27 protein-coding genes are annotated in these 23,106 nt (G+C 69.0%); 3 read left to right on the forward strand and 24 right to left on the reverse strand.

The genetic code is table 11. The features are described 5' to 3' along the window. Positions 1-6 precede the first annotated feature (6 nt). The 23 genes from ACNFJ7_RS09790 to ACNFJ7_RS09900 form a co-directional block, all read right to left on the reverse strand. Positions 7-510 (reverse strand): DUF2793 domain-containing protein, encoded by a 504-nt coding sequence (locus ACNFJ7_RS09790; protein WP_019370411.1) that lies wholly within the window; start codon positions 508-510, stop codon positions 7-9. Continuing rightward, positions 507-2,675 (reverse strand): phage tail protein, encoded by a 2,169-nt coding sequence (locus ACNFJ7_RS09795; protein ID WP_037513901.1) that lies wholly within the window; start codon positions 2,673-2,675, stop codon positions 507-509. The genes ACNFJ7_RS09790 and ACNFJ7_RS09795 overlap by 4 nt, the downstream gene beginning before the upstream one ends. Next, positions 2,675-3,079 (reverse strand): hypothetical protein, encoded by a 405-nt coding sequence (locus ACNFJ7_RS09800; RefSeq protein ID WP_019370413.1) that lies wholly within the window; start codon positions 3,077-3,079, stop codon positions 2,675-2,677. Before ACNFJ7_RS09800 ends, ACNFJ7_RS09795 begins: the two co-directional genes overlap by 1 nt. Continuing rightward, a complete protein-coding gene (locus ACNFJ7_RS09805; RefSeq protein WP_019370414.1) occupies positions 3,076-3,882 on the reverse strand; it encodes a DUF2163 domain-containing protein in 807 nt (268 codons plus the stop codon). The genes ACNFJ7_RS09800 and ACNFJ7_RS09805 overlap by 4 nt, the downstream gene beginning before the upstream one ends. After that, positions 3,879-6,137 (reverse strand): DUF2460 domain-containing protein, encoded by a 2,259-nt coding sequence (locus ACNFJ7_RS09810; RefSeq protein ID WP_019370415.1) that lies wholly within the window; start codon positions 6,135-6,137, stop codon positions 3,879-3,881. Before ACNFJ7_RS09810 ends, ACNFJ7_RS09805 begins: the two co-directional genes overlap by 4 nt. Next, complete coding sequence (locus ACNFJ7_RS09815) at positions 6,137-6,703, reverse strand: hypothetical protein (protein ID WP_019370416.1); 567 nt, start codon at positions 6,701-6,703, stop codon at positions 6,137-6,139. The genes ACNFJ7_RS09810 and ACNFJ7_RS09815 overlap by 1 nt, the downstream gene beginning before the upstream one ends. Continuing rightward, a complete protein-coding gene (locus tag ACNFJ7_RS09820) occupies positions 6,696-6,890 on the reverse strand; it encodes a phage tail assembly chaperone (protein WP_019370417.1) in 195 nt (64 codons plus the stop codon). The genes ACNFJ7_RS09815 and ACNFJ7_RS09820 overlap by 8 nt, the downstream gene beginning before the upstream one ends. Continuing rightward, complete coding sequence (locus tag ACNFJ7_RS09825) at positions 6,887-7,201, reverse strand: GTA-gp10 family protein (RefSeq protein ID WP_019370418.1); 315 nt, start codon at positions 7,199-7,201, stop codon at positions 6,887-6,889. The genes ACNFJ7_RS09820 and ACNFJ7_RS09825 overlap by 4 nt, the downstream gene beginning before the upstream one ends. Next, entirely contained in the window at positions 7,198-7,605 is a 408-nt protein-coding gene (locus ACNFJ7_RS09830; RefSeq protein WP_026009286.1) for a phage tail tube protein, read from the reverse strand. Before ACNFJ7_RS09830 ends, ACNFJ7_RS09825 begins: the two co-directional genes overlap by 4 nt. 59 nt (positions 7,606-7,664) lie before the next feature. Then, entirely contained in the window at positions 7,665-8,066 is a 402-nt protein-coding gene (locus tag ACNFJ7_RS09835; RefSeq protein WP_019370420.1) for a DUF3168 domain-containing protein, read from the reverse strand. Then, positions 8,063-8,272: a hypothetical protein gene (locus ACNFJ7_RS09840; protein WP_037513882.1), complete on the reverse strand. Its 210-nt coding sequence runs from the start codon at positions 8,270-8,272 to the stop codon at positions 8,063-8,065. Before ACNFJ7_RS09840 ends, ACNFJ7_RS09835 begins: the two co-directional genes overlap by 4 nt. Then, the gene (locus ACNFJ7_RS09845; protein WP_019370422.1) at positions 8,257-8,823 is read right to left on the reverse strand and encodes a head-tail connector protein; all 567 of its coding nucleotides are present in this window, start codon (positions 8,821-8,823) and stop codon (positions 8,257-8,259) included. The genes ACNFJ7_RS09840 and ACNFJ7_RS09845 overlap by 16 nt, the downstream gene beginning before the upstream one ends. A 27-nt stretch (positions 8,824-8,850) precedes the next feature. Beyond that, entirely contained in the window at positions 8,851-8,994 is a 144-nt protein-coding gene (locus ACNFJ7_RS09850; protein ID WP_019370423.1) for a hypothetical protein, read from the reverse strand. A gap of 10 nt (positions 8,995-9,004) precedes the next feature. Continuing rightward, positions 9,005-10,204 carry a hypothetical protein gene (locus ACNFJ7_RS09855; RefSeq protein WP_019370424.1) on the reverse strand — a complete coding sequence of 400 codons (1,200 nt, stop codon included), beginning with the start codon at positions 10,202-10,204 and terminating at the stop codon, positions 9,005-9,007. Between the two features lie 2 nt (positions 10,205-10,206). Further along, entirely contained in the window at positions 10,207-10,338 is a 132-nt protein-coding gene (locus tag ACNFJ7_RS09860; RefSeq protein ID WP_019370425.1) for a hypothetical protein, read from the reverse strand. Continuing rightward, entirely contained in the window at positions 10,338-10,604 is a 267-nt protein-coding gene (locus ACNFJ7_RS09865; RefSeq protein WP_019370426.1) for a spike base protein, RCAP_Rcc01079 family, read from the reverse strand. Before ACNFJ7_RS09865 ends, ACNFJ7_RS09860 begins: the two co-directional genes overlap by 1 nt. Positions 10,605-10,619: 15 nt before the next feature. Next, positions 10,620-11,645: a phage major capsid protein gene (locus ACNFJ7_RS09870; RefSeq protein WP_019370427.1), complete on the reverse strand. Its 1,026-nt coding sequence runs from the start codon at positions 11,643-11,645 to the stop codon at positions 10,620-10,622. A 73-nt stretch (positions 11,646-11,718) separates the two neighbouring features. Beyond that, on the reverse strand, positions 11,719-12,087 hold the full coding sequence (locus ACNFJ7_RS09875; RefSeq protein ID WP_019370428.1) for an HK97 family phage prohead protease: 369 nt from the start codon (positions 12,085-12,087) through the stop codon (positions 11,719-11,721). Beyond that, positions 12,084-12,392, reverse strand: coding sequence for a DUF6127 family protein (locus ACNFJ7_RS09880; RefSeq protein ID WP_019370429.1), 309 nt, complete (start codon positions 12,390-12,392; stop codon positions 12,084-12,086). The genes ACNFJ7_RS09875 and ACNFJ7_RS09880 overlap by 4 nt, the downstream gene beginning before the upstream one ends. Further along, a complete protein-coding gene (locus tag ACNFJ7_RS09885; RefSeq protein ID WP_019370430.1) occupies positions 12,389-13,489 on the reverse strand; it encodes a phage portal protein in 1,101 nt (366 codons plus the stop codon). Before ACNFJ7_RS09885 ends, ACNFJ7_RS09880 begins: the two co-directional genes overlap by 4 nt. Continuing rightward, complete coding sequence (locus ACNFJ7_RS09890; RefSeq protein WP_019370431.1) at positions 13,486-13,761, reverse strand: hypothetical protein; 276 nt, start codon at positions 13,759-13,761, stop codon at positions 13,486-13,488. The genes ACNFJ7_RS09885 and ACNFJ7_RS09890 overlap by 4 nt, the downstream gene beginning before the upstream one ends. A 221-nt stretch (positions 13,762-13,982) precedes the next feature. Next, positions 13,983-15,239, reverse strand: coding sequence for a DNA-packaging protein (locus tag ACNFJ7_RS09895; RefSeq protein WP_082664417.1), 1,257 nt, complete (start codon positions 15,237-15,239; stop codon positions 13,983-13,985). A 50-nt stretch (positions 15,240-15,289) separates the two neighbouring features. Next, the gene (locus ACNFJ7_RS09900; RefSeq protein ID WP_019370433.1) at positions 15,290-15,781 is read right to left on the reverse strand and encodes a hypothetical protein; all 492 of its coding nucleotides are present in this window, start codon (positions 15,779-15,781) and stop codon (positions 15,290-15,292) included. A 268-nt stretch (positions 15,782-16,049) separates the two neighbouring features. On the opposite strand from ACNFJ7_RS09900, the gene ACNFJ7_RS09905 reads away from it, so the two are divergent. The 3 genes from ACNFJ7_RS09905 to ACNFJ7_RS09915 all read left to right on the forward strand — a co-directional run bounded on the left by ACNFJ7_RS09905 (position 16,050) and on the right by ACNFJ7_RS09915 (position 20,905). Then, the gene (locus tag ACNFJ7_RS09905; protein WP_026009288.1) at positions 16,050-18,779 is read left to right on the forward strand and encodes a TonB-dependent receptor; all 2,730 of its coding nucleotides are present in this window, start codon (positions 16,050-16,052) and stop codon (positions 18,777-18,779) included. Positions 18,780-19,021: 242 nt separating this feature from the next. Beyond that, the gene (locus ACNFJ7_RS09910) at positions 19,022-20,110 is read left to right on the forward strand and encodes a helix-turn-helix domain-containing protein (protein WP_050990191.1); all 1,089 of its coding nucleotides are present in this window, start codon (positions 19,022-19,024) and stop codon (positions 20,108-20,110) included. Positions 20,111-20,191: 81 nt separating this feature from the next. Next, the gene (locus ACNFJ7_RS09915; protein ID WP_026009289.1) at positions 20,192-20,905 is read left to right on the forward strand and encodes a CPBP family intramembrane glutamic endopeptidase, BDIM_20840 family; all 714 of its coding nucleotides are present in this window, start codon (positions 20,192-20,194) and stop codon (positions 20,903-20,905) included. A gap of 417 nt (positions 20,906-21,322) precedes the next feature. Here the strand turns inward: ACNFJ7_RS09915 and ACNFJ7_RS09920 are convergent, their stop codons facing one another. Then, positions 21,323-23,008: a DUF5597 domain-containing protein gene (locus tag ACNFJ7_RS09920; protein ID WP_019370437.1), complete on the reverse strand. Its 1,686-nt coding sequence runs from the start codon at positions 23,006-23,008 to the stop codon at positions 21,323-21,325. Between the last annotated feature and the right edge of the window lie 98 nt (positions 23,009-23,106).

Here is a 23,106-nt window from a genome sequence, read left to right on the forward strand (position 1 = left end):
CACAGCTTATCCAGCATCGATTAAACCGTGTACGCGCAACGCGTCCAGCACCGCAGAGATGGTTCTACGCGCTTCCTGGTCAACCGTTACCCCGCCGTTCGGTTCCGCGATTCCCGGCTGCATTTCGCCAACTACCTGACGTCCTTGGATAAAAACTTTTCCATAGGTCCTATCCTGGTACCATTGCCCTGCGACGAACTGCGCGGGAGACTGAGTTTCCGCGATCCAGATGCGCAAACCCTCCCGCGGCGCAACAAAGCGCCATCCGGCCGCGGTCCAGCCGGCCAGACAGCCGGCGCGTCCCTCCCACGCGCCGCTCGGTGCCGGGCCGATCAGCCAGCATTGCCCCGGCTCCGGCGCGGCGGGCGGGACGTCGATCGGTCCCGATTCCACCACAGTGTGGCTGAGCAGATCAAGCCGCACCAGCGCTTCGTTGTGGAACATCTCCTTCTGCGCTTGTCCCGGCTCCAGCAACGGCAAGTCGAAGCGGGCAGTGGAAGCGGTCGTCATTGCAGGTCTCCCGAACTGGAAAGCAGAAGCGTCGCCGCGGCGGAACGGCCATGCGTACCGATCTGCCGGACGCGCACCGTCAGCGGATAGTGCAGCCCGGCCATGGCGATCGTCGCGCTCGCAGCCGCGCTGACGAGCGTCTGGATCGCACCGCCGGACTCGATCTCGATCGCATAGGCTTCGCTCTGTTCGCCGATCGGGATATCCACGCCGTCCTGCCAGGCGCCGCCGGTGCGGCTCCGCCGCGTCCAGCGCAGCAGCAGGTCGGTGCCTTGCCGCGTGGCGCACAGCTGCACGGGCGCGGGCGGCAGCAGCGAGATGCCCGAAACCTGCGCGACAAGCGGCGCGACATCGCCCAAGTCGGCGACGCCTTGCGCCAGAAGTTGCACGCGCCCGCCGATCGCGACATCCAGCTCCAGCAATTTGATCGTATCGCGCGCCAGCAGCACAAAATGGTCACCGGGATCCTGCCGACCGATCGCACCCTCGGTTCCCCGCCGCCCGCGCCACAGGCGCGACAGGCGCCACCGCCGTGCACCGATCGGTTCGGCCCGGCCGAACTGCAACAGTTCCTCCCCCAGCATCGCCAGATTGGCGCCCGCGTCCATCGCCCTGTCGTCGGCATTGGCCAGCAACATCGCGTCGTTCGCCAGGTCGACGATCACGACGCTGGCGGTATCTGCCAGCGCGGCCGGCGATGCGCCGGGCGGCTGAACGATCGTGCCGAGCACCGCGGGATAGGCGGTGCCCCCGGCCGGTTCCCAGGTCCGGCCGTCGTCCCTGCTGTAGGAAAGCGTCGCCCGGCGCCATCCGGCCGTCGTTCCCGCCGCCGCCAGCGCGAGGCGCGGTCGCGTTGCCGGGCTGTCGTCCAACGGCGGCAGCTCGAAGCAGTAGGCGATCGTGGCACCCTGGCGCGCGTCCGGCGCGTCCACCGCACGGCCCGGGCTGGCGCCACTGGCGCGCGGCGCCTGCGCGATCCGCACGCACTCCAAGCGCACGATCATGCGGTCAAGCGTCCAGCGGTCGACCCGCCACTGCCCCGCCACGCCCTCTATCGTGATCCGCGCGCCCGGGCGGACGGCCAGCGCGTCCCAACTCAGGCTGATCGTGCGCCGCTCGCGGCCGATGTCGGCGCGCAACAGCGCGGCGGCGGCAATCGTCTTGGCCGCGTCCGCATCCAGCACCGCGGGCAGTTCGATCCGCGCCTCGCGATCGCCGGCGCCGTCGCGGCACGCCTGCTGCATCCCCGCCTGATAGTCGCGGGCGACATCATAATAGCCGACGCACACCCGGCGCGGCGCGCTCGCGGCGGCAGCGATCGCCCGAGCGCCCAGCCCGGGCCCGCTCGCGCCGCGCGCCATCCCCATGTCCGGCCAGCGATCGGCGGTGCCCGGCCCTGCGATCAGGCGCAGCATCGCCGGATCGCTGCGCAGCCAGCCGCCGCTCGCCGCCAGGATGGTCTCCAGCACGGAACCGATCGTCGCTCCCTGCGCCGAAAAGCCGGTGACCGGCAGCCCCAGCGTCTCGCCGTCAACGCCGTCCGCCAGGCTGGCGGCGATCGCACCCAGCGGTACCGGCGCCGGATCGGCAACCACTTCGAAGCTCAGTTGCGGGATCCGGTTGCCGAACTCCGCCAGCTCGAGATCCTCGAACACGGCATAGGCGATGCCGCGATGCGCCGGCGCCATCGCCGCGCCTTCCACCGATGCGATCAGCGGATCGACGGCCTGGTCCTCGTCGCCCCGATGGAGGCGGAAGCCGGTGCGCACCTTGAAGTCGCCGGCCGCGCCGCGCAGCAGCTTGCCGTCCGCCCAGATCCGCTCGACGCGCAGGATCGGCCGCGCCGAAAGCGCTACGGCGAACGAAGCGGTATAGCTGTACACCGTCGTCGCGCCCCGCCCCTTGCCGCCGCCTTCGCTCGCGCGATGCTCGATCAGGTCGGTCGCCCAGACTATCGATCCCGCCACCCGCAGCCTGCCGAACAGCTTCGGGATCTGCGTGCCATAGCTCGACGTCTGCACCCGCAGGTCGGCCAGCCGCGCCCCTTCGCGGGTGCCCGGCCGCAGCAGCTGGCGGTCGATCGTGTTGCCGATCAGCCCGCCCAGCCCCGCCCCCAGCGGCCCGCCGATCAGGCCGCCGGCGATGGTCAATACCATCGTCGCCATCATTCCTCTCCTTGCAGAAAGCGCCAGCAGCTAAGGATCGGCCAGGGCGGCGCGCCCGGGCGTTCAACGACGCGGCGCAGCACCGCATCGGCGTGCACGATGCTCTCTTCGCCCGCGATCGCCAGGTGGAGCTGCCCCGGTCCGCTCCGCAGCAACAGCACGTCGCCCGGCATGGCATCCTCCACCGGCATCAGTCCCGCGCGCTGCAACGCCCCGGCGGCCAGCGCGCCATCGCCGGTGCGCAGCGCATAATCGTCGGGAGTTGCCGCCCGCATCCCCTGCGCCCGCAGCGCCAGCGCCACCAGCCCCACGCAGTCGAGCCCGGTCGCCGGGTCACGCCCGTGCAGCCGGAAGCGCGCGCCGATCGCTGCCCGCGCCTCCGCAAGCCCGCTCGCCCCGCTCATCCGCCGGGATACCGGGTCAGCAGGTCGGTGCCGGGCAGATAGGGCTCGCCGCGAAAATTCGCCGCGTTGCCGAAGCGCGCCGCGCAGGTCTCGATCCGCCCGTCGCACCCCTGGATCAGCTCGACCAGCGCCCCCGTGCCGTCGAACCGCGGCGGCAGGCGCAGCGTCACCGTCGTCCCGTCCGATGCGGCGATACCGTCGGCCAGCCCGCCATTGGCGCCGCCGAACCAGCGCAGCCGCCCCCCGCCATAGGCATTGGCTTCGGGCTCGGCGGCATCGAGCGTCAGCACGACGTCGTCGGCCGCCACAACCCGCGCGAACCGCCGCCGCCCGGCCAGGTCCATCCCGCAGCGCGCATCGCCCAGAGTCGCGCGGCAATCGGGCGAGGTCGCCTCCACCACCGGCGCCTCGAACGCAGCGGTCGCCCCACGCAGCTCGGCGGTCAGCGCGCCGTCGCGCGTCTCGATCGCGCCCAGCACGCCCTCGCCCAGCGAGATCGTCTCCCCCGGCGCGGTCCAGTCGGTCGCGAAGATCGCCACCCGCGCGCCGTCCCAGCGCCCGGCCAGCAGGTCCTCCTCGCGGATCGCGTCGCTGGCGAGTACGCCGCGCACGTCCATCGCATCCGCCTCAAGCGAGGCGCTGCGCTCGATCGCGCTCGGCGTCATCCCCGGTGCGGCGCGATAGAGCAGCCCGTCGATCCACAGGTCGCGGTCGTGCGCGGTCAGGCCGATCGTCACGCCGTCACGCCGCTCGATCCGCCAGCACAGCGTGACCGTGGTGAGCGCTCCCTCCAGCCAGGTCATTCGCGTATCTCCACCAGCGGCACCAATGCTGCCGCGCCCGCCAGGAAGGTCGCCCGGCTCACCCGCAGCTGGTCCTCCGCGAAGCGCACCGGCACGTCGAACAGGAAGGAGGCGCTCACCCGCACGCCCGCCGCCGGCGCCGCGTCCAGCGTCACCACCCCGCCCTCGCCCAGCGAGAAGGCCGCGGTCGCCACCCCGTCCAGCCGCACCGAAACCGTCCCTGCCACTGGCCGGGTGATCCGCCGCACGCTCGCGCCGTACCGCTTCACCAGCGGGAACCGCGCTTCCACGCCATCGCCGGTGCCGATCGTGACATCCCGCCCTTCGAAATCGAACGGATCGCGCAGGCGAAAACCCCGCGCCGGCCCCATCCTCGCCCGGAAAAAGCCGAGCAGTTCGGCGATGTCGGCTTCGGATCGCACGCCCGGCCCCACATCATAGCGGGTGCGCGCTTCCGCCCATTCCGCGTTGCGCCGCTCGGCCCCGCCCGCGCTGGTCACGATCGCGGTGGAAACTTCCGGCGCCACCTCCGCCTCGCGCCCCAGCGCGAGGGGAAAGGACACATCGTCGAAGGGCGTCATCGCCGCCTCCTGGTCGAAATGGATGAAGCCGTCGCGCAGCACCTGGGGCAGCGCCCATACATAGGTCGCCGCCACCCCGCGCCTGCGCCCGCGCGCCGCCGCCTCGGCGATGCCGCGCCACTGGTCCTTGTCCTCGCGCCGCAGCACGAAGCCGGCGAGATAATGCTGCCGGGCCGCGGGATAGCCCAGCCGGCTCTCCGCCGCCGCCACCGCCCGTTCGGAGGCGGCGGCATTCCCCGCGGCCGCCCAGTCATAATCCTCGAGCTGCAGCACATCGAACGCCGGCGACGCCCAGCCGATCGGCAGGTTCGCCCGCTTCGCTTCCGGCATTGCCGGATCGAGCACCGTCGGCAGATAGGCGAGCAGCAGCACCTCCGCGCCGGGCGCCCGTGCCTTCACCGCATCGCGCAAGGCGAACGTGGACGCCGCCAGCAGCGCCCCCGCCGCATCCAGCACCATCGGATCCACCGGCTCCCGCAGGTTCTGCGGCGCGGGATCGCCCAGCGCCGCCCTGGCTGCGGCGTCGTGAATGCACAGCCGTCCATCGGCCATCACCCACCACCAGGGTTCGCCGATCTGGAACCGCACTGCCAGGCCCGCATCTTCCGCGATCCCCACAAACGCCAGTGCCACCGCACGCAGATAGGCCATCGCCCCGCCATGCGCGGGGGAGAGGAGCGTCGAAGGCGGGCTCCATCCGGTCTGTGCCGGGCTGCCATCCGCCGCCCGCTGCTTCCAGTCGCCCCAGCAATGCTGGTCGAGCAGCTCGTAGCTCAGCGACCAGATCACCCCCAGCCCCAGCGCCTTGGCCCGCCGCGCGAAATCGCGGTGCCACGCCGCGCAGGGGCCCGCGAGCACGCCGCCCGCGAGGCTCGCGTAAAGGCCGTCGCCGTGCGCCTCGAGCCGGAAATAATGGCTCATGCCCACGTAATGGAGAATGTCGCCGCGATAGCCGAGGTGCAGGATATTACGCAGCAGCCGCGCCGGCGTCAGGTTGTAGCCATCGTCATAGCCTGTCGCGATGCGCAGGCCATGTTCGGGCACCACCGCCGCGCCGATCGGCAGCACCGATCCCGGCCCGTCACAAGCGATGCCGGTCAGCTCCACCCATGCCTCCACCGGCGCGGCCAGCGGTGCCGCATCGCCCTCGGCATAGCCCGGCGGCACCAGCGATACGAACATTCGGTCGATATCGCCCGCCCATACCGGGTCGGCCTCGCCCGGCAGCAGGAAGCCGCCTGCCACCGTGGCGAAGTCGATCGCCACCACGGCATCCTCGGCCGTGCCCTGGGCATAGTTCCACAGCCGCACATACCAGCTGCGCGGCGTGCCGGTCGCGTCGCGCCCCTCGATCGTCAGCACGGGGCCGTGCACCGCATCCAGCGGGATCACGCCCGACGACCGCCAGCGGAATCGCAGCCGGCACGCCCTAAAGTCGCGGCGCGTCGCATAGGCGAGCAGCGGGTGATCCCACCGGTCCTCCGCCGCCCAGATCAGCCCGGCCAGGTCGCTGCACCGGTAAAAGGTCAGGTCGACGCGCAGGGCATCCGCCGCCGTCGTCACTACGCTGGCCAACATCGGGCGCGGGAAATCGACCGTCCAGAACACCGGATCGAATCGCTTCACCACGTCTTCGGCCTGGCCGCGCCGCTGCTCGGCAAGCCACCAGCCCATCAGTCGAGCCCCGCCAGCGCCGATCGCACGGCACGCGCCACCTGACGACTCGATTGCGCCAGCGCTTGCGGGGCCTCACCGGCCGCCGCGTTGACGGTGATCGCCACCCGCACCGCGCGCGCGCCGCCCTGCACCGTCGGCGCCACCTGCCCCGCGCTGGTCGGCACGAACAGTTCCGGCCCGCGCTCGCCCACCCAATAAGGGCGGCCAGGGCTCACCGGCCCGCCCGTCGCGCGGCCCGGCAGGCCCGGCAGGCCCAGCAGCCCGCCCAGCAGCGAGACCAGCCCGCTGCTGCGTCCGCCGATGCCCAGCGACGGGATGGCGATGCCGATCGCGGCCCGCGCGATCTCGTCCATCGCCCGCACCGCCACGCTGCGCAGATCGTCAAAGCCGATCCGGCCGGTCCGCGCCGCCCGCAGCAACGTGGTCTCCAGCGAGCGACCCGCCCGATCCACGCCGGCCTCGAACGGGCCTTCCAGCGATCCGCGCATCGCCTCCACGTCGCGCGCGAAGCCGGCGGTATCGGCACGCACCGATACCACTAGCCTTTCGATTTCCTCATCCATCGGGAAACTGCTCCTGCAATCGCGCCAGCAGGTCGGGAGTCAGCGGTTCGCCCGCTTCCCCGGCCGCCGCGCGGATCAGCGCCGCCAGCTCGGCCGGCGTTGCGCGCCAAAAGGCGTCGGGAGACCAGCCGAACGCCAGTCCCGTCATGCCCGCCAGCTGCGCCGCCCGCTCCGAAAAGCACGTCATCGCCCGGCCAGGATCTGGCCGATCAGCGTCTTTAGCGCCGGGGTGGCCGCAGCCAGCCCGGCCGCCACCACCGCCTCCGAAAAGGCATCGCGCGTCAGCGCCTCGGGTGCGTCGTGCCGGCAATGCCAGAACAGCGCCACCAACTCACCCAGCGCCAGCCGCCCGGCGGCGGCCCGCTCCACCAGGGCGAACAGCGGCCCCACTTCGGCTTCGGCGGCCACCAGCGCCTCGAAGCTCGGCCGCAGCACCAGCGCCGCGCCCCCTACGCGCAGCATCGCCTCGCCGCGCGCCGCATTGGCCGTGCCCCTCATGCGCTCACCACCGGGCCGGAGCTTTCCAGCGCCAGCGTGTAGCTGCGCTCGCCGTTGAAATCGCCGGCATAGTCCAGCCGCGTCACCAGGAAGCGCCCGGTCATCGTCTCGCCGCTCTCGAAGCTCAGCCGATACTCGTCGAGCACACCGGCCAGCGCATTTGCCTTCAGCCGTGTCTCGGCCGCCGATCCGGTGAACACCCCCGCACCCGATACGCTCACCGATCGCACGCCTGCGCCGGACAGCAATTCGCGCCATCCGCCGGAATCCTTGCTGGTGATCGCCACCGCTTCGCCGTTCACCGAAAGCTGCGTCGTGCGCAGCCCCGCCACGGTGGCATAGACCACCGGCACCGCGCCGTTGCCGATCTTCAGCAGAAACGCACTTCCCTTCTCCGCCGCCATCGTCATCTCCTGTTCGTAAAAATCCGCCCCGGTACGGGGAGGGTTTTGGGGCACAGCCTTCACCCCGCGCGCAGCATCCGCACCCGAAACTCGATCACCGCCGTCACCCGGCTGTCGCCCTCGGCCACCACGCGGCTGCGCAGCAGCACCAGGCTGGCGATCCGCCAGCCATCGCCGATCGCCGGGGGCAGCGCCGCGAGCGCGGTCTCCACCGCTCCCGCCAGCGTGCGTAGCCGCTGGCGCCCGGCGCCGTTGTCGCGCACCTGCACGCTCAGCCGGCCCTCCCGGCCCGGCTGGTCCTTGGTGCTCCAGTCGATCAGCACCGGATCCTCGATCAGCAGATACGGCCGCGGCGTGCGTCCGGGATCGGCATCGAACACGCCGTTCACCGTGCCGGCGATCGATGGATGGGCCAGCAGCGCCGTGCGCAGGGCGCCGGTGATCGCGTCCTGCGGCGTCATCGCAACAGCCCTCCCACCCAGCGCAGCGACGGCTCCGCCAGCCACCGCCGCCACAATCCGCGCCCACGCAGCGTCACTTCCGCAGCGCCGGCATCCACCTCGATCCCCGGTGCGGCCTCGCGCACCCGTTCGGCTACCCGCATCGCCGCCTCGGTAGCGGCGGCCCGGCCGATCGCTTCGCCCCGGGCGTTCAATCGACCGAACATGCCGTTCGCCTTCCGATGCCCAGCTGCACGCGCCGCCAGGGGCGCCAGAACGCCACCACCGCCGCCGGCGGGGCCGCGCTGATCGCCCGCCCCTCCAGTTGGTGCGCGGCCAGCAGCACTATGCCGTGCGCCAGGGGCGGCGGCACGTCCGCCCAACCGGTCGCCGCGCCCGCGACGAACCGCACCCGCACGCGGGCCGCGCCATGGGGTGCGGCGATGCGCACCCAGCCTTCGCCCCGCGCGTCGATGTCGATGGCATAGGCTTCGATCGGCAATGCCGCCGCGCTGCCGTCGTTCGCCAGCGCCGCCACGCTGGTGATCGCCGTCACCGGCCCCTGCGGCAGTCGCTGCCATTGGCCCGATCGCGCCAGCATCGCCTGCCATTCGCGCGCGATCCAGGCGATGCCGGTAAAGGCCTCGCCCAGCGCCAGCGCGGTGCGTGCCGCCGCGTCGATCGCCGCGTCCTCGCTGCTGCCTTCGATGCGCAGATATGCCTTGATCGTGCCGCGCGCGGCTTCGATCGCCGCCGCCGGAAAGGGCGGTGCGTCCATGGTCCTGTCTCCTGCTGTTGCCGGGGGCTATTCGGGGTCTTGGGGTGGTGGCACGGAGTCGGGGTCCTCGCGCGCAAGCTGCCGCCCGGGTCCGGGGTCATAGGGCGTCTCGCCGTCCCACTCGATGCGATTGACCACCACGTCTGCCTCGATCACGCGATAGACCGCCATCGCTTCCTCCTCAGCCGAAATACCAGGTCAGGCGCAGCTCGCCGCGCCCGCCATTGCCGCCCGCGCCCGACGCGAAGCCGCTGTCGCACGCGCCGCCGCCGCCACCGCCGCCGCCCGGATCGCCACCCGCGCCGCCGGCCGTGCCGGCACCGCTGTTCTGGCCGGAAGCGCCACCGCCACCGCCGCCGCCACCGATCTGCACCAGCGGATTCGCTGCGCCGCCACCGGCACCGCCCGTCCCGCCGGTGCCGCTCGCGCTGTTCGTGCCGCTATGGGTGGATCCGGCGCCGCCGCTCGATGCCGCGCGGATCGCGTTCGCCGCATCCAGGCTGCCGCCCGCCCCGCCCCCGCCGGTGATGCCAGCCGCGCCCTGTGCCGCGGCGCCGGCGGGTATCGATGCGCTGCCCGCGCCCGCCGCGCCGAAGGTGCCGCTTGGGGCCGCGCCGCCAGCGGCACCGGCGGTATAGCCGCCCACCCCGCCGGCGCCGCCAGCCGCGCTCACCAGGGTGCCGAGCAGCGTGGTACCGCCCGTGCCGCCGGTAACCCCACCGGATCCGGTGCGGCTCGCACCGCCGCCGCCGCCGGCGCCGATCGTCACGCTTTCCGCGGCGCCATGGGCGGCGGCGGGCAGCGTCAGCGCATGCACGGCGCCGCCCGCGCCGCCACCGCCGCCGGTCCGGACCGTTGCGGTGGCGCCAGAGCAGCCTGATCCGCCGCCGCCACCGCCGCCCACCGCCAGCACGTCGAACGCAGTGGCCAGCGGCGGCCGGCTGCTCGTGCCCGAACTGACGAAGCTCGCGCGCAGCGGCGCGATGCCCCAGCGCAGCGGCACCCAGCCGGCACCCGTCCAGTACACCGCCGCCCAGTCATGCTGCGCCGAAAGCCAGGCGATGTCGGTACTGCCGTCGCGCAGCGTCACGCGGTTGGCCGATGCGTCACCCTTGCGGACGTGCAGCTGGTCGCCCGCGCTCAGGCCGCTGCCACCGGGCAGGGTGAAGATCACCCCGCCCGACGCCGCATCGCCTACGAACAGCCGACCCAACTCCGCCGCCGCAACGGCGTGGTTCGCCGTCTTGACGACGACAGACAGGCTGTTGCGTCCGGCATACAGCTCGTCGAAATTCGCGTTCGCCTTGATCCAGGCGGCGCGCTCGGTATCGCCGGTGCCGTCATTGGCGGCGGCACCCACGTTGATGGTCTGTCTGGCCACGCTTAGCTCCTGTCGATGGTGCGCAGGGTCGAATCCACCGTGCTCGTGGTGCGGTCGACGCGGGTGGAGGGTGCCGTCGGCGGGCCTGCGCGCCTGCGCGCCGCCGCCGGGATGGAAAGCGAAAGCCCGTCCATCAATAGAGCGCCAGCATGTCGGCCGCGCTGGTGCCCGTCGCCCGCACGAACTGCGCGCGCAGCGGCAGGATGCTGCCGCTCGCCACGTTCTTCCACACCGTATCCGCGCCGCCGTTCACGCCGCGCAGTGTGATCGTCCCACCGGTGCCGACATAAAGGCCCTTGGGGATGTCGGGCAGCGGCACCGTGTCGCTCGGCACCACCGCCACCGCCCTTGTCGCCGGCGCCGCCACCTGGTCGGCGCTGTTCGCGAACTGGTCTGCCATGCTCGCTCTCCCGGCTCAGTTGGCGGAAAATTTCAGAAGCTTGATCGCCTCCGAATTGCTCACCATGCCGCCCAGCCGCTTGCTCGCGTAGAAATGGACGAACGGCTTGTTCGAATAGGGGTCGCGCAGCAGCTGCGTCTCGCCGCGCTCAGCGATCAGATAGCCGGCCTGAAAATTGCCGAACGCGATGGCAAGGCTGTTCGCGGCGATGTCCGGCATGTCCTCGGCCTCCACCACCGGATAGCCGAGCAGCGTCGCCGGCTGCCCCGCGGCCAGGCCCGGCTGCCACAGCATCTGGCCCTCGCTGGTTTTGAACTTCCGGATCCGCGCCAGCGTCGCCGAATTCATCACCCAGCTCGCGCCCTGGCGATAAGGTGCGCGCAGCGCCTGGACGAGGTCGATCAGCTTCTCCTCCGGATTGGCAGCGAAGGCGCCCGCCGCGCCCATCGCAAGATATTGCAGCGTGCCGAACGGGCGTGCCGAGTCCCCCGCGCTCGAGGTCGTCGACGCCAGGAACCCCTTGGGCCGGTTGACGCCGCTGCCGTTCACGAACGCCGCGCCCTCTGCGACGGCGAACTCGCGCGCGATCTCGTCGGCCAGCCACGCCTCCACGTCGAACATCGCGTCGTCCAGCATCGCCTGGCTTGCCGCCGGATTGGCATAAAGCTCGCCGAACGGCGGGGCGACTTCGTTGAAGGTCGGCGTCGCCGTCATCGGCCGCGCGGCCGTTTCCGCCGCCCAGCCGCTGTCGAAGCCGCCGCTCGCCACCAGCTTGCGGTATCCGCTCGTCCCCACCTTCACCACATTGGCGATCGCGCGCAGCGGCGAGATCGCCTTCAGCGTCGCGTCGATCCGAGCATCGATCTCGCGCGGCACCGCAACGCCGCCCTCGGCCCCGCTGGCGCCCGACAGCGCCTTGGTCTCCACGCCGCCGCGTACATAGCCGTCGAACGCCATGCTCGTCGCCGGCCGGCCGCCCGCCAGCATCGGCCGCACCGGCGGCAGCGCCGCCTGTTCGAAGCTCGTTTCCAGTTCGTCCATGTTCGTCTCCCACGTGAAAGCCCCGCGCGAACCGCTGTCCGCCCGGCAACTCGTTCCAACATCCCGAAAAAGTTCAGCCGACCGCGTGCACTCGCGCCAGCGGCTGCATCGGCTCCGCCACCAGGCTCACTTCGATCAGCTGAAGCGCGGTCAGCTCGCGCACGCGCCCCGCCCGCGCCGCCTGCACGCGATAGCCGAACGAAAGCCCCGCCACCGCGCCCTTTGCCACCAGCGACGCCAGCCGCGGATCCTCCACCCGGCCGATCACCCGCAGGCCGCGCGCATCCTCGCCGATCGCCTCGATTCTGCCGACCGGCGCGCCGCGATGCTGCCATAGCAGCGGCACTGCCCGCACCGGCCCGAACGCGCCCCGCCGCACCACGTCCCCGCCGCGGTCCACCGCATCGAACACCGCGGCATAGCCGGCGAAGCGCACGCTCATTTCAGCCAGCCGGGAAAGCCCAGCCGCATCGCCAGCGCCACCAGCACCAGCGCCGCCACCATCCGGCCCACCCATTGCATCACCGCCTTGATCATCGACTTCTTGGCGTCGCGCCACGCGCTCAGCAGCTCGCGCAGCTCGGTCATGTCCTTGGCCGCGCCGCCATCCTCCAGGCCCAGCCGGGCCAGCGCCCGGCCTGCGCCCATGTCTCCCGCTTCCTCGGCGATCGCACGCAGCGTCGCCAGTTCGGCACCTTCGCTCTCGGCCTGCTCGATCAGCTGGGCCAACATCGTCCCATCGGTCATGACAACCCCACCAGTTTGCGTTTCTCGTCGTCGCTCAGGAAATCGGCCGCGCTCACCTGCTGCCACAGCCGCTGGCGGTCCTCGGCCAGCGCCGGCACCCGGTCCACGTCCACGGCCAGCCGCGCCTCGGGGAACCAGGGCGCCAGCCCGCGAGACAGGCCGCCGAGCAGATGCTCGGCCATCGGCAGGATCGCCTGCCGCCACAGCGCCCGGTTGGCCTCGCGGTAATTGGCATAGGCGGTGTCGCCCGGCAGCCCGAGCAGCATCGGCGGCACGCCGAACGCCAGCGCGATCTCGCGCGCCGCCGCCGCCTTCAGTCCCACGAAATCCATGTCGGCGGGCGTCAGGCTCATCGCCTGCCATTTCAGCCCGCCTTCCAGCAGCATCGGCCGCCCGGCATTGGCGGCGCCGGCAAACCCCGCCTCCATCTCGTCCTTCAGCCGCGCGAACTGGTCCGGGGCCAGCGCCGATCCGTCGCCGGGGTCGTAGACCAGGGCCCCGCTCGGTCGCGCCGCATTGTCGAGCAGCGCCTTGTTCCACCGCGTCGCCGCATTGTGGATCGCGATCGCGCCCGCCGCCGCGTCCAGGCAGCCCAGCCCATAATGATCGTCGGCGGGGTGGAAGGCGCGCAGATGCACGATCTGCGGCTGCCCGCCATCCTCCGCCGCCAGCCGCGTCACATGCTCGCCGACGCGGTAGCGATAGGCGATCGGCCAGCCGCCCGCGTCGGGCTCCACGCTCACTCGCTCGGGTCGCAGCGCATACAAGGCGCGCAGCCGTCCCTCGCCGTCGGTCAGCAGCTGTACATAGCCGTTGCCGTGCAGCAGCAGTTGCGCCGCCAGCGTCTCCAGCAGCCGCTGCCCGCCCGATGGCGCCGAAACCAGCGCCACCAGCTCGGGGTCGGCGTTCGCCAGCGGGGCCCCGCCCACGCCTTCCGCCACCAGCCGCACCGCCCGCTGCGCCACCGGATTGTGGCAATAGCCGTCGCGCAGCTGCGCTTCATAGCTGCGCGGCCAGTCGCCGAAGCTGCCCCAGCCGCCCCGCGCCAGCGCCGGCCGCTGGCCTTCACGCGCGGCCTTCCGCCCGAACCACTTCATCGTGCCAACTCCGCCGGCCGCAGCCGGCCGTCCTGATCCAGATCGTGCGCCCAATATGCGGCGATCAGGCCCGTCCGGATCCCGTCCCAGAACCCGCCGATCAGCGTCGCGGGCGGAAAGGCACGCTCCACCATCGCCTGCACTTCGGCGGCATCCAGCGCGCCATCGCCATTGCGATCCTGCGCCGCCACCATCACGGCGCCCATCGGCAGCCGGCTCTGCGCGTCCAGGGCGCACGCCGCCGTCAGCAGGGCGAGCAGCCCTGCAGCCATGCATCTCCGCATTGGATATCTCCCGCTGTTACATTCCTACCCGGCACGGGAAGGGGGACCATCTGCGAATGCAAATGGTCGAGGGGGCCGCCGCGGCACGCGGCGGGTTCCCCCGCTATCGTTCAGCCCCGTGCCTGACGGCGCAGCCCCTCCACCATGCGGCCAGGCCACGCGGTCCCCCTCCACGGGCCGGGAAGGATTTTAGGGCTGTAAGGTCCCCGTCACACCACCCGTATCGCAGCCCTCCCGCGCCGGCCCAGCAGCAACTCATGCACCGCCCACACCAGCGCGTCGGCGCGGTCGGGCGAGCGGCCCGGCCCCTGATAGCCTCCGGCCACCTGGAACCCGGCCATCTCTTCCTCCAGCGCCGGGAACACGCCCGCTTGCCACAGCGCGCCTTTCTCGTAGAGCAGCGCCACCGGCTCGGCACGGACGACCTTGCCTCGGCTGGCATGCACCAGTCGGATCGGCAGGTCCGTGTCGGCAGCCTTCAACACGCTTTCCACCATCGTGCCGCCCTGGTTCTTCTCGGCCACCACGCATTCCGCCTCGAACCGCCGGGCGCAGTCCGCCACCGCCGCTGCCCAGCCTTCGGGGCTCAGCCCGGCGACGCTGGCATCGGCCAGCACATAGCCTTGCTTGTCCGCGCCCAGCCCCACCGCAACGATGCCGCATGCATCGCCCTCGCTGCCTGCCGGCGGATCCACTCCCACCACCACGCGCACCAGCGGCACCGCGGCCTCCCGCCGCTGCCGTTCGATCAGCGCACGCGGCCACAGCGCGCCCGCCACATCGTCGATCATCTCGCCGTCCAGCTCCTGCCGCCCGAGCCGCGTGCCGGCATATGCCTGCACCATCGCCTCGACGAAGCTGCGCGGCAGATGGATATTGTCGCGGGTCCGCCCCCGCGTTTCGTGCAGGCCGGGCGGCCCGATCGCGAGCAGCCGTCGCATCAGCTTCACCGGCCGCGGCGTCGTCGTCACCACCACGCGCGGCTGTGCGCCGCGGCGCATCCCCATCATCAGATTGTCCCAGGCGGCGTCGGCGCAGCCTGCCGACCATTTCGCCAGCTCGTCCGCCCACGCGAAGTCATGCTCGGGTCCGCGCAGCTTTTCCGGCGCCTCGGCCGAATACACGAGCGCGCGTGCGCCCGATCCGAACACGAGTTCGCCTGCTGTGGCGCGCCAGTCGAGCGTCTCGCCCTCCAGCCCCACCGCGAGCAGCCCCGATGGCCCCTCCACCATCACCCGCCGCGCATCCTCCAGCGTCGCGCCGATCAGCGCGATCCGCGCGCCCGGCACGTCGCGCGCCATCTGGCTCACCCATTCGGCGCCCGCCCGCGTCTTGCCGAAGCCCCGTCCGGCACGGATCAGCCAGATCCGCCAGTCGCCGTCGGGCCAGAACTGGCCGTCATGCGCCCAGCGCCCCCACCATTCGTTGAACGCGCGTAGCTCGGTTTCTGACATGCGCTCCAGCATCCGGTCGCGCTCCTTGCGCGGCAGCAGCGCAAGCCGCTCCACCGGGTTCCTCACCTGCCCTGCTCCGCCTTCAGCCGTTTCTCCAGCGCGTCCAGTCGCTTGGACAGCGCCGCCTCCGCCTCCGCGCGGCTCATGCGCTGGATTTCGCCCACCCGCCGCTTGCGTCGGCCCTCCACCGTCGGCCGGTGGGCGCGGAGCAGCGTGAGCGCCAGCTCGGCGTCGAACGGCGTCTCGGGTGCGTCGCCGCCACCGAATTCGACATCGTTCACCCCTGCGCCGGCGGCGCGCAGCAGCCGTTCCTCCAGGCGGTCATAGCCCATGAGCAGCGCGTCGCGCCACAAGCCGGCGAACTCCGGATCGCGACGGCGAAGCTGGTAGACGCCCGCCTTCGACATGCCTGCCTCCGCGCAGGCAATATGGACGTTGCAGGTCACCGCCAGCGTGTCGAGGAAGCGCTGCCGCTTCTCGCTCGTCCAGCCGATTTCCTTCACCCGGCGTATCTGCCGCCGTCGCTGGTTGCCTGCCGCAATCGTCAGTCCCACCCGCTTTCTCCCAAGACGCGAACGGGCCGCCGCGCCAGCGCGCCTGGCCCGTTCCAGCAGAGCCGCACCCCGCGACTCGCACTTCTTCAGCGTTCCTGTTTTGTGCCATATCAGCGTGACGATGTCAAGAGAAATAACCCATATGGTTATCTCATCCGTAGTTTCACGGGGGCCGGCATGCGCTTGGTTTTCACGATTTGGTGATGCCTTTCCGGCTACTTAACCAGCCCTGCGGTGCCGTGGCGCCCGGTGGGAGGATGTCGGAAAAATGTCGAAGTCCGCGTTGCTTGTCTCAGCCGCCGTCATGGCCGTTCTCGCCGCGCCCGCCGGTGCCCAGGATCTGCGCGGGTCGGCCGCCGACGCGAAGGACGCCGCCGAAGCGCCGCCGCCCAACAGCGCGGATATCGTCGTCACCGCCACCCGTCGTTCCGAACGGCTGTCGAACGTGCCGATCGCCGTCTCCGCATTCAGCCAGCTGGCGCTGCAGAATTCCGGCGCCACGGATATCCGTCAGATGACGCAGCTCGCGCCGTCGCTGCTGGTCTCCTCCACCGGCTCCGAAGCCAATGCCGCCGCGCGCATTCGCGGCATCGGCACAGTGGGCGACAATCCCGGCCTCGAAAGCTCGGTCGCGGTGTTCATCGACGGCATCTATCGCAGCCGCACCGGCTCCGGCCTCAACGATCTCGGCGAGATCGAACGCATCGAAGTGCTGCGCGGCCCACAGGGCACGCTGTCCGGCCGCAACTCCTCGGCGGGCGCGATCAGCATCTACACCAAGCTGCCCGAGTTCCAGTTCGGTGGCTTTGGCGAAGTGAGCTACGGCAATTACAATGCCGTGCGCCTGTCGGGCGCGCTCACCGGCCCGATCGTCAGCGAAGCCATCGCCTTCCGCCTCGACGGCGTCTATTCGAAGCGCGACGGCTTCCTGCGCGATGTCGTCAACAACACCGATTACAACGATCGCAACCGCGTCTTCGTGCGCGGCCAGCTGCTGTTCAAGGTCAATCCCGATCTCGCGATCCGGCTGATCGCCGATTACACGCGGCGCGACGAGAAATGCTGCGGCGCCGCCTATGTCGATACCGCAGAAAAGCTCGATGCCACGCCCGGCACCCCCGGCGATTTCGCGACCAACCCCGCTGGCAACCGCGTCACCGCCATCCTGCGCAGCATGGGCGGCGTGCTGCCCAGCGAAGGCGATCCCTATAACCGGCGGATCGCATTCACGCCCGGCCGGGCCTATTCGAACCTCACCACCGATTACGGCATTTCGTCGCGCGTCCGCTGGAACATCGGCGACACGCAGCTCACCTCGCTCACCGCCTATCGCGAGTACAAGTCGGGCGGCGCGGCGGACATCGATTATGGCAATCTCGATCTCGTCTATCGGCCGAACGACGGCAACAGCTATCGCCAGTTCCACACCTTCACGCACGAAAGCCGCTTCTCGGGCACGATCTTCGGCGACAAGCTCGATTGGCTGGTCGGCGGCTATTATGCGCACGAAAAGCTGCAGGTGGCGGATAATCTGCGCTTCGGCGCGCAATATGGCGCCTTCGCCGCGTGCCGGATGGTCGCCACGCTCAACCCGGCGGCGGCGCTGCGCGATCCCAGCCGCCCCGGCTGCCTCAGCGCGCTCGGCCGCGCCGCGCTTACCCCGGCGGTCGGCCCGCAGATCATCGGCGGCATCGATCGGCTGAGCACGCTCAACGATCGCGGCAGCGTGCGCGATCTCTACGATCAGACCAGCAACAACTGGGCGCTGTTCACGCACAACATCTACCGCTTTACCGATCGCTTCAACGTCACCCTGGGGCTCCGCTACACCCGCGAAGCCAAGTCGCTTGCCGCCGGTTTCAACAACAACAACACCATCTGCCCGGCGCAGCAGGCGGCGCTGGCGCCGCTGTTGCGCAGCACGAACGCCACGCTCCAGTCGCTCGCGGGTGCGCTGGTCACGCTCAGCTGCACCGGCAATTCCAGCTCGGCGATTACCGGCCTCGCCCTGAACGATCGGCTGAAGGAAGGCCAGCTGACCGGCACCGGCGTCCTCTCCTGGAAGGTCAACGACGACACGCTGGTCTATGGCTCCTATGCGCGCGGCTACAAGGCGGGCGGCTATAATCTCGATCGCTCGGATCTCACCGCCACCGTGTTCGGCACGCCCGTGGCGGGCGATGTGCGCAACCTGCGCTTCGATCCCGAAACCGTGAACGCCTATGAGCTCGGCCTGAAATACAGCGCGCACAAGCTCACCGCCAATGTCGCGCTCTATCGCTCCGAATTCACCAATTTCCAGCTGAACACCTTCAACGGCACCAATTTCATCGTCCAGAATATCGGCGGCTGCAGCACGTCGCTGAACGGCACCGATCGCGACAATTCCTCCACCACCGGCGCCTGCACCGGCAAGGTCGGCAAGGGCGTGGTGACGCAGGGCGTCGAACTCGAAGTCGGCCTCACGCCCACGCATGATTTCAGCGTCAATCTCGGCTACACGCTGGCCGACGCGAAATACCGGCGCGATCTGGTGGGCAGCAAGGCGGGCGAGCCGCTCAACGCCGCGCTGTTCCTGCTGTCGGGCAGCCAGATGTCGAACGCGCCGCGCCACACCGTGACCAGCGCGGTCACCTGGACGCCGGCGCTCGGCGGATCGGGGCTTACCGGGCTGCTCTATGTCGATGGCCGCCTGACCAGCGACTATAACACCGGATCGGATCTGTTCGCGGAGAAGCTGCAGGACGGCTTCTTCCTGATGAACGCCCGCATCGGCGTGCGCGGCAAGGACGAGCGCTGGGCGCTCGAACTGTGGGCGCAGAACCTGCTCGATACCAACTATCAGCAGGTTGCGTTCAACCTGCCCTTCCAGGGCGCGGGCAGCCGGTCGCAGGTCCAGGCCTTCGGCGCGCCTGCCTTTGCCACCGCCAACACGCTGTTCGGCTCCTTCCTCGCCGAGCCGCGCACCTACGGCCTCACCCTGCGCTCGCGCTTCTAGGCCGCGGACGGGCGGCTTCGGTAGGACAGGAATCGCGATCCCGATCGTTCAGCGTTGCGATCGCGGCACCCGAAACCTGCCGTTGGTTCCTCTCCGAAGGCAGAGGTTGGGACTTAGCTGTCATCCGCAATGGCTGAAACGATCATCAAAGCTCACGGGCGGCGAGGATATCGACGATCGGTCAGCCAGCCTTCATTAGAGGCGTGCTGGTTTGGTGCCGCACCGTTCGGTATCCTCGTGAAATGAACCTAGGCCAACTCGACGCCGCGATACGAGCGGGAGCTATCAGCACCATTTTGCTGCTGGCTTGGCTCCTGCTTTGCCAGCGCCGAAGGGTCGGCTTGCCAGCCGCTCTGTTCCCTCCGTTGGCGCTTTGTCTGGCCGGGTTCGTCATCAGCAATACGCCGATCGCCGCGCTCGCCCCGGCCGGTATCGTCGGCACCGTCGCTCACACCGCGAGCGGTTTCACCGTCATCTTCTTATGGTGGTTTTGCCTGTCGTGCTTCGACAGCCGTTTCAGGTTGAGAGGCGGCGTACTGGGCATCGGCCTCGCCTGGGCGGCCATTGCGGCGCTGGACCGCGGACTGCTCGGTGACGTATTTGCGGGTAAGGGGCTGTCCCTCCTGCTCGTGCCGCTGGGCTTTGCGATCATCGGCCACATGGTCTGGAGGCTTCTGGCCGAACGGCAGGGCGATCTGATCGAGCAACGCCACCACGCCCGGATCCTGGTCGCGGCCCTGCTCGGCGGAATGCTGTTCATCGACTTGGCGGCCGACGCGCTATTTGGCTTTGCCTGGCGGCCCCTTGCGTTCGCCCTGACGCAAAACGCAATGATTTTTGCCTTCGGGCTATGGCTATCAGGCAAACTGCTCGACGTTCGTGCCGACATCCTGACCTTCGGCGTCAGGGAAGAAAGGCGGACATCGGCCGAGGCTTTACCTTTGGCGGTTCCCCGCCGTAGCGACGGACTGCACTGCCGGCTGTCCGTCCTGATGGACACCGAGAAGGTGTTCCTCGATCCCCAACTGACCTTCGCGACTTTCGCAGACCGCATGGGAGCGCCGGAGCGTACCGTGCGGACCCTGATCAATCACGAGCTGGGCTACGATCATTTCCGTACCTTCCTGAACCATTATCGGGTCGCGGAGGCGCGTCGGTTGCTCAGCGATCCGAGCCGGACCGACAAACTCATCACCATCGCTTTCGACAGCGGTTTCGCATCGCTCGCCAGCTTCAACCGTGCGTTCCTTGCGATCGAGGGGTGCGCCCCTAGCGATTATCGCCGTCAGAACCAACCAGGCGGCACAAACCTGGCAAATGCCGGTATCTGAGGAGCGAAATGCCGGCTTCTGAGAAGGCGGATCGTCGCGGCGGAGATAGCATGCCTCCTTTCACAGTATAAGGGCGCGCGGGTGAACGGACTGATGGGCTTGGGGGGAGTGCTGGTAATCCTCCTCGTTCTGGGAACGATGATGGGGTGCGTCGATCGACGACGCTTCTCGCCCCGCTGGCTGCTGATCGCGGCACTGCTGGTCGCGGTCAACGATGCGCTTCTTACCCGCTTTTACGGATTCCTGCCCGATCTGATCGGCGGCGACTGGAACTGGCAGGGCAAGCTCCTGGCCTTGGCCGCCACCCTCGCCATTGCCGCACTGCCGGCGTTCGGTTTTCACCGGGTCGGCTTCACTACGGCACAGGCACCTGGCAGCCTGAAGGCCGCGGTACCGGTCGCGATGCTCTACTGCGCCGTCTTCGTTGTCATTGCCATGGCGTTTCCCGGCGGCCGGTCCAGCGGCGAAGAGATCGCCTTCCAATTGATCATGCCGGGTTTGGAGGAGGAGCCGTTCTACCGGGGCATTCTGCTGTTCGCACTCGACCGGGCTTTCACCGGCAGGAAACGTCTCCTCGGCGTCGATTGGGGATGGGGCGCCGTGCTGTCATGTGTCCTGTTCGGGATCGCGCATGCCTTCGGCTTCTCTCATGGCAGCTTCTCCTTCGATCCTATCACGATGGCGCTGACGGCAATCCCGTCGTTCATCGCCATCTGGCTTCGCCTGCGGACGGGAAGTCTGTTCTTGCCGGTCCTACTGCACAATTTTGGCAACTCGTTCTCGCTCCTCGCCTGATGCGTTTTCCCGGAACGCCACGTCGAAGGTAGGAAACGGAACCGCCACGGGTTCTCTACCGGAAGTGTCGAGAAACCATGAGGATCGATGGAGCCGAAGCTCCTGGGGGACACACGTAGATTGCCATCAGCACTGCCGATAATCGCTTTCGGCATGTGCGGTCTTTCCCGCTACCGAACGGGAATGGCGTATGCTGGTCGAATGCCGCCGGGAGCGATGTGCTTTGGGACTTTGCTGTCGTTCCACTGTCACTTGTCGCACGTCGGCTATCGTCAGAAGCCGACGTTCAACTTTCGCCCGACCGGCACCTCGGAACGTCAGAAGCTGGGCCGGGAGCCGACAGACCGTTTTCGGGAGTGATGTCGGGAATAGCCGCTATTTCAGCCGACAGACTCTCCATCGATCGTGGAACAAACGTCAGCGGTACCGATACAATCGAACCCGATAGACCTTCCGGTCGGCGGCATCCCCGGAAAACAGGCGCAGCGACTGACCTTGACCGGTTTCATCGCCGTTGAGGCGCCGGCCGGTCACCATCCGGCCGTCCCTCAAAAGCTGTTCGTCGATACTCTCGATCCCGACGATCGGCGCGCCGGGGCGATCGGTAGTGAAGCTAAGCTGCGAATCGCCGCTGCCAACGACGATGAACTCGTCTGCCGCTGTCTGCATGAACATCGCGGCGATGCGGCTCATCTGATCGACATCTCCCTTGGGGCCGCCCGCCCGGCTCATATTCACGATGTAGTCGCCAATCCGACCGCGACCAGCGCGTTGTGCGCCGCCTTCCATGATGACGGTCGTGATCTGGCCGTCCGCCTGTTTCTGAAGGATCATCGGAGCAAGGGGCGCAAGTTGTCCATAGAGCGCGGCCATGGCCGGATCTCCGTCGCCTGCGGCGCTAAGCCCGATGCTGGCGTCGCCCTGAAGTACGACGCCCTGACCATCAATTCCAAATGGCGAGAAGCCAATCGCCTTAAGCGTGCCGTAGCTGAAAAGTGCGTTGGCCGCACCGGCTGCCCCGCCCCGCGCCTCCGGGACGAGCAACGGATTGTCGCGACGGGCATATTGTGACGACCAGTTTACGTAATCCTCGAAATAGATATCGGGGGCTAGAAAATCCAGCGATGGCGCGCCGGCCTTGTAGACGTCGATCGCGAAGGGCAGCGGTCCGCCAGAATTATACTGTCCGGGCTCGTAGTTCGGCCGGATAAGCGCAGCGTTGGTGAACATCGGCAGCGCATGTTCCGCCTTCCCGGCGGCGGTCACTTTTTCGATGAAGGTTGCATAGGCCCAGGACATGAAAAGCGAATCCGTCATGCTGGTATCGCCGAATACCTCCTGCCAAGTTCCGGTCGTATGTGCGCCTGCGGCTTCCCAGGCGGTTCGAAGCTCCGGATGCAGCCTCGTGCGGCGTTCGGTGAGGTGGCGCATCAACGCATCGGGCACCTGGCCCTTGAAGGCTGCTTCGGCTGCAGGGGAATGATCGCGCGATTCCGGGATGATGCCGACTTCGTTCTCGACCTGCATCATCAGCACCGTGTGCTGTGTGCCGTCGACCTTGCGGATATGGCGCATGAGCTGAGCAAAGGCGCGGGCATCGGCGTCACGCGAGGTTGCTGAAAAGGGCGATAGCCGCTCGGTCCCTCGGCCATCGCTGGCCTGTACGCGGGGGAAGCGTTCTTGATCACGCTTCACCCATGCAGGGACGTAGCTGGAATAAGTATTCTTCCATGCGCCGAACCACAGGATGACGATGCGCAAGTCATTTTCGCGCGCGCCCTTTAGCAGCCCGTCGACATTGCTGAAGTCGAATCGGCCCTCCTCCGGCTCAATCGTTTCCCAGGCAACGGGAACAAGAACGGTATTAAGGTTCATCGACTTCAGCTTGGGCCAGATCGGCGCCATGAAGGCCAAATCGCTGCTGCTGGAGTTCCGCGTCTCACCGCCCAGCACCAGATAGGGTTTGCCGTCAACGATGAGCTGCGTCGCTTCGCCCCGCCGCTCCAGATGAGGTGCGGCCGAGGACTGTGCCTGTGCGATCGCCGCGCATGGAGTTGTCAGGCCGGTTACGATCAAGGCAAGTGCGGTAAACAGGCTACGCATTCGGTCCCCCTCCGGCTGGCGCACGCTGGATTTTTCGACATCCTAACGGCTTGTTGCTGCTGATAAGGCAATTTCGAAAAGAAGATTGGCACGACAAA

Origin of the sequence: Sphingomonas sp. HT-1 (assembly GCF_048568905.1) — a bacterium.
Classification (GTDB): Bacteria; Pseudomonadota; Alphaproteobacteria; order Sphingomonadales; family Sphingomonadaceae; genus Sphingomonas.

Excerpts from the sequence above, each read along its gene's own strand:
- ACNFJ7_RS09845 (WP_019370422.1), bottom strand. The coding sequence starts at position 8,823 with ATGGACGCACCGCCCTTTCCGGCGGCGGCGATCGAAGCCGCGCGCGGC.
- ACNFJ7_RS09800 (WP_019370413.1), bottom strand. The coding sequence starts at position 3,079 with ATGAGCGGGGCGAGCGGGCTTGCGGAGGCGCGGGCAGCGATCGGCGCG.
- ACNFJ7_RS09910 (WP_050990191.1), top strand. The coding sequence starts at position 19,022 with ATGAACCTAGGCCAACTCGACGCCGCGATACGAGCGGGAGCTATCAGC.
- ACNFJ7_RS09895 (WP_082664417.1), bottom strand. The coding sequence starts at position 15,239 with ATGCTGGAGCGCATGTCAGAAACCGAGCTACGCGCGTTCAACGAATGG.
- ACNFJ7_RS09810 (WP_019370415.1), bottom strand. The coding sequence starts at position 6,137 with ATGGGCTGGTGGCTTGCCGAGCAGCGGCGCGGCCAGGCCGAAGACGTG.
- ACNFJ7_RS09885 (WP_019370430.1), bottom strand. The coding sequence starts at position 13,489 with ATGAAGTGGTTCGGGCGGAAGGCCGCGCGTGAAGGCCAGCGGCCGGCG.
- ACNFJ7_RS09805 (WP_019370414.1), bottom strand. The coding sequence starts at position 3,882 with ATGACCTGGCTGGAGGGAGCGCTCACCACGGTCACGCTGTGCTGGCGG.
- ACNFJ7_RS09790 (WP_019370411.1), bottom strand. The coding sequence starts at position 510 with ATGACGACCGCTTCCACTGCCCGCTTCGACTTGCCGTTGCTGGAGCCG.
- ACNFJ7_RS09795 (WP_037513901.1), bottom strand. The coding sequence starts at position 2,675 with ATGGCGACGATGGTATTGACCATCGCCGGCGGCCTGATCGGCGGGCCG.
- ACNFJ7_RS09840 (WP_037513882.1), bottom strand. The coding sequence starts at position 8,272 with ATGTTCGGTCGATTGAACGCCCGGGGCGAAGCGATCGGCCGGGCCGCC.
- ACNFJ7_RS09850 (WP_019370423.1), bottom strand. The coding sequence starts at position 8,994 with ATGGCGGTCTATCGCGTGATCGAGGCAGACGTGGTGGTCAATCGCATC.
- ACNFJ7_RS09820 (WP_019370417.1), bottom strand. The coding sequence starts at position 6,890 with ATGACGTGCTTTTCGGAGCGGGCGGCGCAGCTGGCGGGCATGACGGGA.
- ACNFJ7_RS09920 (WP_019370437.1), bottom strand. The coding sequence starts at position 23,008 with ATGCGTAGCCTGTTTACCGCACTTGCCTTGATCGTAACCGGCCTGACA.
- ACNFJ7_RS09870 (WP_019370427.1), bottom strand. The coding sequence starts at position 11,645 with ATGGACGAACTGGAAACGAGCTTCGAACAGGCGGCGCTGCCGCCGGTG.
- ACNFJ7_RS09905 (WP_026009288.1), top strand. The coding sequence starts at position 16,050 with ATGTCGAAGTCCGCGTTGCTTGTCTCAGCCGCCGTCATGGCCGTTCTC.
- ACNFJ7_RS09875 (WP_019370428.1), bottom strand. The coding sequence starts at position 12,087 with ATGAGCGTGCGCTTCGCCGGCTATGCCGCGGTGTTCGATGCGGTGGAC.
- ACNFJ7_RS09865 (WP_019370426.1), bottom strand. The coding sequence starts at position 10,604 with ATGGCAGACCAGTTCGCGAACAGCGCCGACCAGGTGGCGGCGCCGGCG.
- ACNFJ7_RS09830 (WP_026009286.1), bottom strand. The coding sequence starts at position 7,605 with ATGGCGGCGGAGAAGGGAAGTGCGTTTCTGCTGAAGATCGGCAACGGC.
- ACNFJ7_RS09815 (WP_019370416.1), bottom strand. The coding sequence starts at position 6,703 with ATGGATGAGGAAATCGAAAGGCTAGTGGTATCGGTGCGTGCCGATACC.
- ACNFJ7_RS09860 (WP_019370425.1), bottom strand. The coding sequence starts at position 10,338 with ATGGACGGGCTTTCGCTTTCCATCCCGGCGGCGGCGCGCAGGCGCGCA.
- ACNFJ7_RS09825 (WP_019370418.1), bottom strand. The coding sequence starts at position 7,201 with ATGAGGGGCACGGCCAATGCGGCGCGCGGCGAGGCGATGCTGCGCGTA.
- ACNFJ7_RS09890 (WP_019370431.1), bottom strand. The coding sequence starts at position 13,761 with ATGGCTGCAGGGCTGCTCGCCCTGCTGACGGCGGCGTGCGCCCTGGAC.
- ACNFJ7_RS09835 (WP_019370420.1), bottom strand. The coding sequence starts at position 8,066 with ATGACGCCGCAGGACGCGATCACCGGCGCCCTGCGCACGGCGCTGCTG.
- ACNFJ7_RS09880 (WP_019370429.1), bottom strand. The coding sequence starts at position 12,392 with ATGACCGATGGGACGATGTTGGCCCAGCTGATCGAGCAGGCCGAGAGC.